Consider the following 12812-nt stretch of genomic DNA (forward strand, 5'->3'; position numbering starts at 1 on the left):
TTACTCACATTTGTTTATTAAAAATCTTTAATGGGTTAATGTTATTAGAACATAACTTGATATGCAACAAAAAAACTATATATCCCATAGGTTATAAGTAATATTGAAGAAGTTTGTCTAAAAGTTGGCATGGAAAGTAACAACTTAACTTTTTCTAAGCTTAACGATAAAGTTAACAAAGCAGGCAGGGTACCTAAGCCAAAGAAAAACATAATACTTGCACCGTGCGTAAGACTTCCACTGGCCATAGACCACGTTAAACATGAATACACTAATCCGCAAGGTAGCCAACCCCATAATGAGCCTAAACTAAATGCTTTTAAAGGTGAGTTAACTGGAAGTACTTTTTTACTTAATGGTGAAAGCCGTTTCCAAATAATAGTACCAAGCTTTTCAACGTGAGTTAACCACATTAACCATTGACCAATATATAAACCCAGTAAAATCATAAAACAGGCCGCAACTATTCTTAAACCTGCAATAGGAAGACCGATGTTTTTAGCTGCGACTGAGCCAGTAAAGCCTACAATGGCACCGATAATAGAGTAGGACATAATACGCCCTAAGTTATACAGTAGTATTAACCGAGTAGAAGAAAAACGATGGCATGACGGTTGTTTGGGTGAATGTGTTGGAGATTGTGCAATTGGAATATCGCCTAACGCACTTTCATTAGATTTTGTTTCAGTGGCTGATGTCAGCATGGTGGTAATGCCACCACACATACTTAAACAATGACCCGAGCCAAGAAGGCCAACTAAAAATGCGGAAAATAAATCCATTGTCATAAGGTTATTGTTCCTAGCATTAATTTTTTAATTGTTACTGATCTTTTTGATTTGTTTTACTGGAGACACTTTCTACTTTTTCATCTATTTTAAGTGCCTCTTCTGGCGATGGTTTATCATCATCAAACAAAATACTCATACCTTGCTTTTCCAAATCATCAAACTGCTCTGATTTTACTGCCCAAAAAAACAAATAAATACCTAAAGCGGTAAGCAATATAGCAATAGGAATTAATAGATAAATAATACTCATATAGTTAATTGTTCTTTAATAAGCGCAGTGAATTAGTGATCACCAAAATTGAGCTAGCAGACATACCTATTACCGCCATATACGGGGTAATAAAACCAGCTACTGCTAAAGGTAAAACAATGGCATTGTAACCAAAAGCCCATAAATAGTTTTGAAAAATTATCTTTTTTGTTTTTTTAGCAACGTTAATTAAGGTTGAGATACTAGATAATCGATTATTTAATAATATGACGTCGGCGCCACTTTTGGCAATGTCTGCGCCACACCCCATGGCAATCGACACATGGGCTGCACCAAAAACAGGTGAGTCATTTACTCCGTCACCAGTCATTGCTACACGATGTTTAGACGCTTGTTCTGTTTTAATTATTTGCATTTTATGTTCTGCAGTTAACCCACCACGCGCCATTTTAATTGGCACGTTTTGCATTAATTTATCGCACGCTAATTGACTATCTCCTGAAAGCAATAAGGTATTAGCATGAGTATTGAGAGTATTAATTAATGCTACTGCCTCATCTCTTATTTTATCGATAAGAGAAAAACTAGCGAGTACTTCAGTTTCATTCGTTAAGCTATTATTTTTGACTAGGACACAAGTACGGTCTTGATAGTTAAGTAACGCTGTATCTGATAACAACCAGTTAGGTTTACCAATTTTATAGTGTACATTATTTACTGTGCCACTTACGCCTTGACCTGAATGAACCTCAATATTACTTACTTGTAATTGATAGTTGCGATACTGATGAAATGGCTTAGCAAGAGGGTGTTCTGATTGCGCTTCAAGCGCTGCTGCAATGGCGAGTACATCATCTTTTTTTATGTTATTTTCATGTTGAACATCTGCAATAGAAAACTCGCCATCAGTAATAGTACCTGTTTTATCAAAAGCAAAACTGTCTACTTGTGGCATTGTTTCCATTACATGAGCAGACTTAATCATTATGCCATTTTTGTTTAACCTTGTCGTAGCACACGTTAATGCTGTGGGGGTCGCTAGAGAAAGAGCGCAAGGGCAGGTTGCAACTAACACTGAAAGTGTGATCCAAAAAGCTTCTTCAGGTAGGTGTTGTTGCCAATAAATAGCGGTGCCTATGGCAGTACATAATATGATGGCAACAAAGTATTGAGCAACTTTATCTGAAAATTTGGCAAGTTTGGGCTTGTGTGCTTGAGAATGTTCACTTAAACGTATTAGTTGTGATAGAAACGATTGGTTACTGGCTTGGCTAACTTTAACGATTAGGTTGCTATCACCATTGATTGTGCCTGCAAAGACTTTATCATCAACACTTTTATTCACTGGTAATTGTTCACCAGAAAGCATCGCTTCATTTAATTGACTTTTACCTTTAATAATTATGCCATCTGCAGGTATAACTTCACCTGGTTTAATTAGCACAAAGTCATCTTTTATTAACTGTTTTGCTGCAATCAGTTTTTCTTGGTTTTGGCTAGAAGTGACTTCTTCTTCATTATCAATAATTATTTTTAATGCAGTCATTGGCATTAGTTTCAGTAAGTTTGCCGAGACTTGCGCTGCTCGAGAGCGAGCTCTGAATTCTAAAAATTTACCAATAAGTAACAAGAAAGTGAACATTGAAACCGATTCAAAGTAGACTTCTCCTTGCTGTGAAACTGTCGCCCATGCACTTGCCGAAAAAGCCAATATAATAGCAATTGATACAGGAACATCCATAGATAATCGTTTTACTTTTAACGCATTAATTGCCCCAATATAAAAAGGGAAAGCACCGTAAGTAATGATTGGAATAGTTAGAATAAAGCTTATCCAGCGTAAGTACACCTTATTGTGTTCTGCCATATCGGCAAAAGCACCAAAGTAAAGCCCAACGGCGATCATCATTACTTGCATCATTAAGATGCCACTTATGCCTAGTCGCTTTATAAACGTTTTGCTGTGCTTTTTATTTCTGACTTCTGCTTCATTGGCTTTAAAGGGGAGGGCTTGATATCCAATATGTTCAATAGCCGTTAAAATATCACTGAGATTAACGGTGTCATCTTGCCATTGAACTGTGGCTCTTTGCGTCGTAGCATTGACATTAATACTAACGACACCAGAAACTTTTGCTATTTGCATTTCGATTAACCAAGCACAGGCAGCACAACTGATACCATCAATGGTTAGTATTGCTTCTTTATAGTCTTGTGCGTGATATATGAATTCATTTTGAAGCACTTCTTCATCAAGCAACTTGTTTTTTTCAAGTTGCTCTGGAATTAAAGCTTGCCCTTTGTGGGCAGGTTCAGTTCTAACTTGGTAATACTGCGTGAGATTGTTATCAACAATAGTTTGTGCAACGGCTTGGCAGCCAAGGCAACACATGGGTTGTTCAATGTTATTGATAGATACAAATAGTGATATTCCTTTAGGAATAAACTCTGCACAGTGAAAACAACGTGTATTCATCTTTATTGTTTACTTCGTAAGTGATTATTGTGCTTTAGTTGGATCAGGAATTAAATCAATAAAATCATGTTGAGGTAAACTGATTGTATTATGAATTTTCCAGTGATTTTCAAAAGGAGTCAGGGTTATTTTCCATTTTCCCGTGACGCTTTGGTCAAAATAATGTCTAAAATAACCATTGCCATCAGGCGTTAATGCTAAATAAAAATCTTTTGCTTCTTGGGTTGGGTGGTAAAAGTATACATTGATAAGTGGGAAGGTTTTCTCAATTCCCGTTGGTTTTATAATTAACTCATTATCTTTTAATTGCAACGCAAAACGCATTCCTAATTTCTGTGCTTGTTTAACTTTAGATACTTCTAAATTAATAGACTTACCTTTTTTATAGTAATCACCTACCACTAAAGCGTCTGGCTCATGGTTAGCAATGATATAAGTTGCAATACCTGCGACAACAGCAGTAAATGGAAGAATAAAAACTAACCAAGCCCAAGGCTCTTTATACCAAGATGATTTCATGTATGAAGTAATAATTTTGCTAGATTAAAGTGACGTTATTATACGGTTTTTCTATCCTTTGAGCTAGTGGCAGGCTTGTAATTAAGTATTAAAAAAGCCCTTGGTTACAAAGTGTAACAAGGGCTTTTTGAAATGCTTTTGTATTTTATATATTAGTCTTGAGAAAGGCTATATACATAAGCTGAAATAACATGTACTTTTTCTTCACCTAGGATGTCACTCCAAGGAGGCATTACACCAGCGCGTCCGTTACGAATTGATTCTTCAATTGCACGTTTAGAACCACCGTATAACCAAATGTTATCAGTTAGGTTAGGTGCACCTAACGGTAAGCCTAAAGCTAAACTACCTTGACCATCTGGACCATGACAAGCAGCACACATAGCGAATTTAGCTTGACCAGCTTTCGCTAGTTCAGGGTCAACCGAACGTCCACTTAAGCTTATTACATAGGCTGCAACTTCTTTGACGCCTTGCTCTCCGCCTAAAGCACCTTCCCAAGCCATCATGCCTGATGCTTTACGACCGTTCATGATACTTTCTTTAATAGCTTCAGGTGTACCACCATATAACCAATCTTTATCAGCAAGGTTAGGGAAGCCTGTTGTACCATGAGCATCACTACCGTGACATTGTGCACAGTTTTGAATAAACAAACGTTGGCCTACTTTTAATGCTTCGCTATCTGTCGCTAAGTCTTCAATGCTACGCGCTGCGTAAGCTTCAAAGATAGGTCCAAATTTAGCATTTGCTGCGGCTACTTCACGGTCATATTGAACTAAAACGCCTGAATCTTTAGCTAAATACTCAGCTGTTTTAGCTTTAGATTCTGCAATGTTCATAATGCCTTGGTTAGAACTCTTCCAGCCTAGAAGACCAGTCCAGTTTCCTAAACCATACATAGCGATATAAACAAAAGCCCAAACGATAGTTAATAAGAAGAAAGTACTCCACCATTTAGGTAGAGGATTATTCAATTCTTCGATGCCATCGAAAGTGTGTCCCATAGACTCACCTTCTTTGACCCCTGCAAAGTTCTTTAAACACCAGCGAAGTAGAATATAACAACCTACTAACGTTCCTAGTGTAAGAACCCAAACCCAAATATTCCAGAAGCTAGACATTATTATTAGTCTCCTGTTTGCTATCTTTATCAAGATGGCGTTCTTTATCTTGTTGATCTTCTTCAAAGATTGAATTTGCTACTTCATCAAATGAAGATTTACGTTTCTTTGAATATGACCATATTACAATAATGATAAATAACGCCAATATTAGTAGGGCAAAAAGCCCTCTGAGTGTTCCGTAATCCATCAGGAGCTACTTCAACGCGTGGCCAAGTGACTGAAGGTAAGCAACCAGAGCTTCCATTTCAGTCTTGCCTTTAACTGCATCTTTAGCACCATCGATTTCTGCTTGTGTATAAAGCGGAATCGCGTTGCCTTGTTCATCTTTATGAGAACGATTGCGTGTTAACCAATTAAAAGCTTCTAATTTCGACTTAGTTAACTCACCATCAAGCGTATTGGTATTTAACCAATTATACGCAGGCATGTTCGACTCAGGCACTACTGAACGCGGATCAGTTAAATGGGCAATATGCCAATCATCACTGTAACGACCACCTACACGAGCAAGATCAGGACCTGTACGTTTTGAACCCCATAAAAATGGATGCTCCCATACATGCTCACCAGCAACACTATAGTGACCATAACGCTCAGTCTCAGCTCTAAATGGACGAATCATTTGGCTATGACAGTTGCTACAACCTTCACGGATATATATGTCACGACCTTCCATTTGTAAAGCAGTGTAAGGCTTTAAGTTATCTACGGGTACGGTGGTTTCTTTTTGGAAGAAAAGCGGAGTAATCTCTACTAAACCACCAATACTGATAGCAAATACTGTTGCTAAGAAGAACCAACCAACGTGTTTTTCAACTTTTTCATGTGAATTTTTCATGCTGTCTCCTTAAGCTACTTCTACTGGCTTAAGACTACCGTCTTTTGCACCAATTGTTTTAAACATGTTGTAAGCCATTAATATAAAGCCAGCTACAACAAGAACACCACCTAAGAAACGGATAAAGTAGAACGGGTAAGATGCCGTTAAACTTTCAACAAAACTATACGTTAATGTACCGTCGCTGTTTACAGCACGCCACATTAAACCTTGCATTACACCTGAAATCCACATAGCTACAATATAAAGAACGATACCAGCAGTGTGCATCCAGAAATGAATGTTGATAAGGCGAATACTGTACATGCGACCTTGGTTAAATAGCACTGGAATTAAATGGTACATTGCACCAATTGAGACCATAGCAACCCAACCTAACGCACCAGAATGAACATGACCAACTGTCCAGTCAGTGTAATGAGATAATGCATTAACTGACTTAATTGCCATCATTGGACCTTCAAAAGTAGACATACCATAGAAAGATAATGAAACAATTAGGAAACGAAGAATTGGATCATGACGTAATTTATGCCATGCGCCAGAAAGTGTCATAATACCATTAATCATACCACCCCAAGATGGTAAGAATAATACAACGGACATTACCATGCCTACAGACTGAGCCCAATCAGGGAGTGCAGTGTAGTGTAAATGGTGAGGGCCAGCCCAAATGTATAATGAAACAAGTGCCCAGAAGTGAACAATAGATAAACGGTATGAATAAACAGGGCGCTCTGCTTGTTTTGGTACAAAGTAGTACATCATACCTAAGAAACCAGCTGTTAATAAGAATCCAACGGCATTATGACCATACCACCATTGCATCATTGCATCAATTGCACCCGGGTAAAGTGAGTATGATTTCATGGCTGATACTGGGATTACCATTGAGTTACCAATGTGTAATACAGCTACGGTGATAATAAAACCACCAAAGAACCAGTTAGCTACATAAATATGTGAGGTTTTACGTTTAATTAGCGTACCAAAGAAAACGATAGCATACGAAACCCATACCACAGCAATAGCAATATCGATAGGCCACTCTAGCTCAGCATACTCTTTTGACGAGGTATAACCTAAAGGTAATGAAATAGCAGCAGCCACTATAATTGCTTGCCAACCCCAAAAGGTGAAGGCTGCTAACTTACCGCCAAACAAAACTGTTTGACAGGTGCGTTGTACAACATAGTAAGATGTGGCAAATAAAGCACTTGTACCAAAAGCAAAAATTACAGCATTTGTATGAAGTGGACGAAGACGGGAGTAGGTTAACCAAGGTGTATCAAAGTTAAGCGCAGGCCAAATTAATTGAGCCGCGATAAGTACACCTACAAATGTACCAACGATCCCCCAGATTACAGTCATCACAGTAAATTGACGTACAACATCGAAGTTGTAGTCTACTGCTGACGTATTACTTTGAGTCATGTTATGGATTCCGCAGTGTTATTATTAGTTTGAAATAATAAATTTTAGCGCTGTAAACAGTAAAAACTAATCTACATCAGGACAAAATTTAAGCTATTTCTATTGATGCCGCCAAAAGGCGGTGATTTATGTCACATAAATGTTGCTAAATGTGTCATTTCAAAGCAATTTTACCTCTTGAGCATGATCTAAATCAATAGCTGATTCTGTTTAAACTTGATATAGATCAATCTTAGTATAATCGCCCTAAAGCTAATGTGGTTAATGCATTCAGCAAAGTTGACGTAAAAATTATTGAAATAAAACAGATAATTTTTACAAAGATTAGACTAATAACTCAATATCAGCAAGCGAGTAACAGTATCATCGATATTAGAAAAGTTTTAACCTGATAAAAATAGCGCTTAGGTATTTGCTTTGGTTATGAATGTTTATTATGACAATTAACTATGAAAGTTAGCTAAATCACACAAAAGCTCTTTTTGTAGTAAATGAATGATTTTCCCTTCGATTTTTATTAAGCCTTCTTTTTGAAACTTTGCAAAAACTCGACTGAGTGTTTCTCTTCTTAAACCCAAGAAATTGGCGACATCATTTCTGCTGACTAACAGGTTAAGCTTACTGCTACTACCGGTATAAGCTTCATTACGTTTTGTTATATTAATTAAAAAAGCTGCAAGCAGGCTATCAGCCGATTTTTTACCAATAAATGATTGAAAGTTACTTTGCCTTACATAGCTCTGCTTGCTTAATAATGCTATTAAATTTTGTTGTAATTCTGGTACGAGTTTTCCGCATGAAGAAAATTGCTCTATTGATACTTCACATACAGAGCTTTGACCTATTGCAATAGCACTATAATTATAATTTTCTAGAAATAAAGCATCTTCTCCGATAAGTTCACCTGGGTATCTAAGGCCGACAACTTTCTCGTAGCCATCTTTACTGGTAACGCATAATTTAAATACGCCAGAACATACTGCGTATATAGATGTCAGTGGGGTGTTTTCTTCAAATAGAATTCTGTTTTTTACTTGAGTATGACGTTGAGAGGTGTCGGGTGCTTGAGCATTAACAGGAATTTTTTTATTTAAATAGTTTTTTGATAAATCTAACGTTTGGCCATCTGCTTCTACAGGTTGGCAAATCGCATTCATTGAGCAATTTTCACAGGCAATAGTATGGTGTTGACCCAGTGCTTGCTGATAAACTACATTATTGGCTAATTTTTTTCCTGTTGTCATATCACTTATTCTTATTTGTCGAATGAACACATGCTAGTTTAAAGCGATAATAACAGGCGTTATTTTAATCAGATCAAAGTTATCTTAATTAAATTGTGGATTTTTATGTTAAAACGTATTTTTGTCACACTGTCCTTGTTTGTACTATGTAGCTGTAAGCCAACTATTGAGTCTAAAAAGATTATACCTCCTTATAATTTTGACTGTATAACCAGTCAATCAGATTGTGTAGTTGAAGGTGAAATAGTCAATGTAACTATTGAATTTTCTCAACAGCAACAACCTGTTCACAAGACGAATAAAGCAGGGGAGGTAATTAATAACATTAAAGCAGAAATACCATTTAGTATATTATTAACACTTTCTAGTAAGCTTGAAAGTAAAGCAATTAAGGTAAATGCTTATCTTGAAGGACGAGATATGTTTATGGGACAAGTCCCTTTATTCTTTAATCAAATTGATCTAATCACCGAAAAATCAGAAAAAAGTCACATAAATAACTCAACGGAGCATGAAAAGGCTCGTTATCAAGCGGAAAGTTTATTGGCAAACTGTACAGAAGAAACCATGGTTTGGCGTTTATGGGTAACGCTAGAGTATACCGATGAAAAAAATAGCCAGCAAAATCAAAAACTGTTCATTGATTTTACTGGCGAAAGATTGTAACTAAGTGAGTTCAGGGGACTATAATTTGTTACATAATAACGTCAGTTAAAGCTTAAATATTATTAGTTACGTCTACAGAAAGTTTTAACCGTTGGCCAGGTTGTAGGTATTTTTTACGGTTTAAATTATTCCAGCGTTCAATATCTGCAATTTTAACATTAAATTTGTCTGCTATTCTGGCAAATGAATCACCACGTCTCACTCTATAAGTGATGTTCCTCATGATGGCTTGCTCAGTTTCCACATTACTGGCTTTATTATATTTTACATTGCTTAATGTTGTTTTAGGCTTCTGCCAAATGACTAACTTTTGACCTAGTTTCAAGGTGTCTCTTGGCGCAAAACCATTCCATTTTGCAATGCTTTTACTGTTTACTTTGTATTTACGGCCTATATCCCATAGGTTATCGCCAGATACGACAGTATGGATAACCTTATTACCTTTTTGCGGTCTGCTTTGTTTTTTAGCAATACGTTGATCATAAGATAAGATGTAATTATCAAGAGATTTTGCTGCCACAGGTATTAATAAATACTTTCCTGCTCTAATTTGTGTCCCTTGAACCTTATTAACTTCTTTAATAAGCGCAATACTGGTGTGGAATTTATTAGCAATAGCACCTAAGTTATCACCACTTTTAATTTTATAACGTTGCCAAGCAAGACGATCTGATTGACTTAATTTGGCAAGTTCTTGTTCAAATTTATCAACTTTTTGGTTTGGTAATAATAAGTGATGAGGGCCGTCAGGATCAGTTGCCCAACGGTTAAAGCCTGGGTTTAATCGCTGTAATTCTGTTAATGATAACTCTGCCAATTGAGCTGCTTTGGCTAAATCCAACTGAGATTTTATATCTACTTGGCTAATTACTGGCTTATTATCTATTTGATACAAGGCTAATTGAAAATCTTGTGGACGCTTTATGATATCAGCTAACGCGAGTAGCTTAGGAACATAAGCTTTCGTTTCTTTTGGTAGCTTTAATGACCAAAAATCAGTTGGTTTGTTATTTTTACGGTTTTTCTTTACTGCACGACTTACTCTACCTTCACCTGAATTATAGGCAGCTAAAGCCAATAGCCAATCACCTTTAAAATACTTATGTAAATACTTTAAATAAGCGATAGCGCCTTGAGTTGATGCAACGACATCTCTTCTACCGTCGTACCACCAATTTTGTTTCATACCAAAGCGTTTACCTGTACCAGGCACAAACTGCCACATACCAGAGGCGCGGCCATGAGAGTAAGCAAAGGGATCAAAAGCACTTTCAACAACAGGTAATAAGGCCAACTCAATGGGCATATTATTTTTTTCTAACTCTTCAACAATATAAAAAAGAAATGGCTCAGCTCTTTTGGCGACTCTTTTTAAATAATTAGGGTGTTTTACATACCAGTCTCTTTGAGCTTTTAAACGCTTATTTTCAGGTATATCAAATTGAAGTTGATCCCTAATCCTTTTCCATAGATCATCGTGGCGGGTTATCGCTTCTTTATTAAGTGAAAAGTCAACATCTGCCACAGGGTGATAGACATCAATACTTTCATCTGCGAGTAATGCGTGATTAATTTCTTCTACACTGGCAGCTTCAGTGTTTTGGTTGTTTGCTTGATTTACGTCTTCTGGTTGTAATGTACTTTGACAACCGCCAATCAAAAATAATGCAGGTAATAAATAATGTTTCATGAAAAACCAATAATTCGTGGGTGTTTTGTTACCTAAAATAAGGGAAGTTTACTTTTAATGTACTTTTAAGAAAAATTACCTAACAAAACTTAACAATTTGAAAATTAATAACGCACCATAGCATAAATGTACTAGGGTTAAAACTTGTCTTTCCATACGCGCAACTGAGTAAATACCGCTTCATCAGACGATAATTTCTGATTTGAATACCTTTGTGTCGATTGAATAATTTCTTCATCATTACATCGTAAAAATGGATTAATGAGCAACTCTTTTTCAATAGATGTTGGTATTGTTGGTTTACCTTGCTCACGTAATGATTTTACTTCATCTATGTAATTAATTAAGTGCCTATTTGAGTTGTTTACCTCTTTGGCAAAAGCTAAATTAGCTATAGTATATTCATGAGCGCAATAGACTTTAGTTGAGGTGGGTAAACTCGCAAGTTTACTTAAAGAGTTAAACATTTGAGTAGGTGTACCTTCAAAAATACGACCACACCCCCCAGAAAACAAGGTGTCACCACAAAACACTTCATTGTCAGAAACATAAGCGATATGACCATGAGTATGGCCTGGTAATGCCAATACGTTAAAACTAAGTGAAGTATCTTTTATGTTAATTATACCACCCGCTATCGCATCGACGGTGACGCAATGGATGTTGTCTGATAGCGGCCCATATACTGTTAAAGGCCAGTTTTTGCTTTTGCAGTAATCTTTTAATTTATCCACACCACCAATATGATCATTATGATGATGGGTAATTAATATGGTATGAAGAATTAACTTGTTTTCTTCAATGTATTGTAGACAAACATTAGCGTCGCCTGGATCTACTAGAGTGATATATTGACTTGCACTAGGTTTGATAAGCCAAATATAGTTATCATTGAATGCCCTGATAGGCAGAATGTCATATTGCAAACTTTTCATATGGAAAATTATTCTCTTCTAGATATATACTTAAGTACTATAGTGATTAAGTATATATCTTTTCTTACCTTTTTACGGAATTTCATTAAATGAAACCAGCCTTAGCTTTTCGTCAGCCCCATTATCCAAACGCTTGGGAAGAATTACCTAATGGAGATATTATCTTAGCGGCAATTGAAGAGCAATTGCAGCCTTGGTGGCAAAAGTTTTTTGGTTATCATCTGGCAAAAATTGGCGCATTAAGTAAACAAGTTAATACTGATGAATGTAAAATTAGTAATCACTTTAGTTGTACAACGAAAACAGGAGGGGGAAATATTGTTGCCGACATAGACGATTTACCCCTGCAAGAACACAGTGTCGATGTATGCTTGTTAAGTCATGCGTTAGAGTTCTCTTTAGATCCCCATCATGTTATTCGAGAAGCAAATCGAGTATTAATTCCTAATGGTTACCTTGTTATTACTGGCTTTAATCCTTTGAGTTTGGCGGGTTTAAATAAACTTGTTCCTTATCGAAGAAAATCGATACCTTGGAATGAACATTTCTTTCATCCTATGCGGGTAAAAGATTGGTTACATTTAATGGGGTTTGAAATATTGGCAGATCAGCGTTGTATTCATAGCGTGTTAGTTGGACAGTTAAACGAGAATGTTGTGGCTAAGTCTTGGCAAAGTTTCGCCCAAAGGTTTTTAACCTCTCTTGGTTCGGTTTACGTGATAGTGGCTAAAAAAAGGGTGTTACCTTTAACGCCTATTAAACCTAAATGGAACATTCGAACTGAATTCAACCCAGTAAAGGCACCTAGTATGCGAGTTCCAGAGCGGAAGGTAATGAAAAGGCAAATAAAATAAAAGCCGTTGTTAACGGCTTTTATTATT

At 36.5% G+C, this 12812-nt stretch carries 13 protein-coding genes; 2 read left to right on the top strand and 11 right to left on the bottom strand.

Annotated elements, in window-relative coordinates:
* Positions 1-44 precede the first annotated feature (44 nt).
* The 9 genes from D1094_RS03640 to D1094_RS03680 form a co-directional block, all read right to left on the bottom strand.
* The gene (locus D1094_RS03640; RefSeq protein ID WP_118958747.1) at positions 45-788 is read right to left on the bottom strand and encodes a sulfite exporter TauE/SafE family protein; all 744 of its coding nucleotides are present in this window, start codon (positions 786-788) and stop codon (positions 45-47) included.
* A 34-nt stretch (positions 789-822) separates the two neighbouring features.
* Positions 823-1041 (bottom strand): cbb3-type cytochrome oxidase assembly protein CcoS, encoded by a 219-nt coding sequence (gene ccoS, locus D1094_RS03645; protein WP_118958748.1) that lies wholly within the window; start codon positions 1039-1041, stop codon positions 823-825.
* Positions 1042-1045: 4 nt separating this feature from the next.
* Complete coding sequence (locus tag D1094_RS03650) at positions 1046-3478, bottom strand: heavy metal translocating P-type ATPase (RefSeq protein ID WP_118958749.1); 2433 nt, start codon at positions 3476-3478, stop codon at positions 1046-1048.
* A gap of 24 nt (positions 3479-3502) precedes the next feature.
* Positions 3503-3997: a FixH family protein gene (locus D1094_RS03655; protein ID WP_118958750.1), complete on the bottom strand. Its 495-nt coding sequence runs from the start codon at positions 3995-3997 to the stop codon at positions 3503-3505.
* 152 nt (positions 3998-4149) lie between these two features.
* Positions 4150-5121, bottom strand: coding sequence for a cytochrome-c oxidase, cbb3-type subunit III (gene ccoP / locus D1094_RS03660; RefSeq protein WP_118958751.1), 972 nt, complete (start codon positions 5119-5121; stop codon positions 4150-4152).
* Positions 5114-5311: a CcoQ/FixQ family Cbb3-type cytochrome c oxidase assembly chaperone gene (locus D1094_RS03665; protein WP_118958752.1), complete on the bottom strand. Its 198-nt coding sequence runs from the start codon at positions 5309-5311 to the stop codon at positions 5114-5116. The genes ccoP and D1094_RS03665 overlap by 8 nt, the downstream gene beginning before the upstream one ends.
* A 6-nt stretch (positions 5312-5317) precedes the next feature.
* Positions 5318-5962, bottom strand: coding sequence for a cytochrome-c oxidase, cbb3-type subunit II (gene ccoO / locus D1094_RS03670; protein ID WP_118958753.1), 645 nt, complete (start codon positions 5960-5962; stop codon positions 5318-5320).
* 9 nt (positions 5963-5971) lie between these two features.
* On the bottom strand, positions 5972-7396 hold the full coding sequence (ccoN, locus tag D1094_RS03675) for a cytochrome-c oxidase, cbb3-type subunit I (protein ID WP_118958754.1): 1425 nt from the start codon (positions 7394-7396) through the stop codon (positions 5972-5974).
* 443 nt (positions 7397-7839) lie between these two features.
* Entirely contained in the window at positions 7840-8640 is an 801-nt protein-coding gene (locus D1094_RS03680) for a Crp/Fnr family transcriptional regulator (RefSeq protein ID WP_118958755.1), read from the bottom strand.
* Between the two features lie 105 nt (positions 8641-8745).
* Here D1094_RS03680 and D1094_RS03685 point away from each other — a divergent pair, with 105 nt between their 5' ends.
* Positions 8746-9306 (top strand): hypothetical protein, encoded by a 561-nt coding sequence (locus tag D1094_RS03685; RefSeq protein ID WP_118958756.1) that lies wholly within the window; start codon positions 8746-8748, stop codon positions 9304-9306.
* Positions 9307-9358: 52 nt separating this feature from the next.
* Here D1094_RS03685 and D1094_RS03690 read toward each other — a convergent pair whose 3' ends face one another.
* Together D1094_RS03690 and gloB are read right to left on the bottom strand one after the other, a co-directional pair.
* Complete coding sequence (locus tag D1094_RS03690; RefSeq protein ID WP_118958757.1) at positions 9359-10996, bottom strand: LysM peptidoglycan-binding domain-containing protein; 1638 nt, start codon at positions 10994-10996, stop codon at positions 9359-9361.
* 137 nt (positions 10997-11133) lie between these two features.
* Positions 11134-11931 carry a hydroxyacylglutathione hydrolase gene (gene gloB / locus D1094_RS03695; RefSeq protein WP_118958758.1) on the bottom strand — a complete coding sequence of 266 codons (798 nt, stop codon included), beginning with the start codon at positions 11929-11931 and terminating at the stop codon, positions 11134-11136.
* Positions 11932-12020: 89 nt separating this feature from the next.
* Here gloB and D1094_RS03700 point away from each other — a divergent pair, with 89 nt between their 5' ends.
* Positions 12021-12785, top strand: coding sequence for a class I SAM-dependent methyltransferase (locus D1094_RS03700; RefSeq protein ID WP_118958759.1), 765 nt, complete (start codon positions 12021-12023; stop codon positions 12783-12785).
* Positions 12786-12812 lie beyond the last annotated feature (27 nt).

Origin of the sequence: Colwellia sp. RSH04 (assembly GCF_003545765.1) — a bacterium.
GTDB lineage: Bacteria > Pseudomonadota > Gammaproteobacteria > Enterobacterales > Alteromonadaceae > Colwellia.

Excerpts from the sequence above, each read along its gene's own strand:
- D1094_RS03640 (WP_118958747.1), bottom strand. The coding sequence starts at position 788 with ATGACAATGGATTTATTTTCCGCATTTTTAGTTGGCCTTCTTGGCTCG.
- ccoS (WP_118958748.1), bottom strand. The coding sequence starts at position 1,041 with ATGAGTATTATTTATCTATTAATTCCTATTGCTATATTGCTTACCGCT.
- D1094_RS03650 (WP_118958749.1), bottom strand. The coding sequence starts at position 3,478 with ATGAATACACGTTGTTTTCACTGTGCAGAGTTTATTCCTAAAGGAATA.
- D1094_RS03655 (WP_118958750.1), bottom strand. The coding sequence starts at position 3,997 with ATGAAATCATCTTGGTATAAAGAGCCTTGGGCTTGGTTAGTTTTTATT.
- ccoP (WP_118958751.1), bottom strand. The coding sequence starts at position 5,121 with ATGTCTAGCTTCTGGAATATTTGGGTTTGGGTTCTTACACTAGGAACG.
- D1094_RS03665 (WP_118958752.1), bottom strand. The coding sequence starts at position 5,311 with ATGGATTACGGAACACTCAGAGGGCTTTTTGCCCTACTAATATTGGCG.
- ccoO (WP_118958753.1), bottom strand. The coding sequence starts at position 5,962 with ATGAAAAATTCACATGAAAAAGTTGAAAAACACGTTGGTTGGTTCTTC.
- ccoN (WP_118958754.1), bottom strand. The coding sequence starts at position 7,396 with ATGACTCAAAGTAATACGTCAGCAGTAGACTACAACTTCGATGTTGTA.
- D1094_RS03680 (WP_118958755.1), bottom strand. The coding sequence starts at position 8,640 with ATGACAACAGGAAAAAAATTAGCCAATAATGTAGTTTATCAGCAAGCA.
- D1094_RS03685 (WP_118958756.1), top strand. The coding sequence starts at position 8,746 with ATGTTAAAACGTATTTTTGTCACACTGTCCTTGTTTGTACTATGTAGC.
- D1094_RS03690 (WP_118958757.1), bottom strand. The coding sequence starts at position 10,996 with ATGAAACATTATTTATTACCTGCATTATTTTTGATTGGCGGTTGTCAA.
- gloB (WP_118958758.1), bottom strand. The coding sequence starts at position 11,931 with ATGAAAAGTTTGCAATATGACATTCTGCCTATCAGGGCATTCAATGAT.
- D1094_RS03700 (WP_118958759.1), top strand. The coding sequence starts at position 12,021 with ATGAAACCAGCCTTAGCTTTTCGTCAGCCCCATTATCCAAACGCTTGG.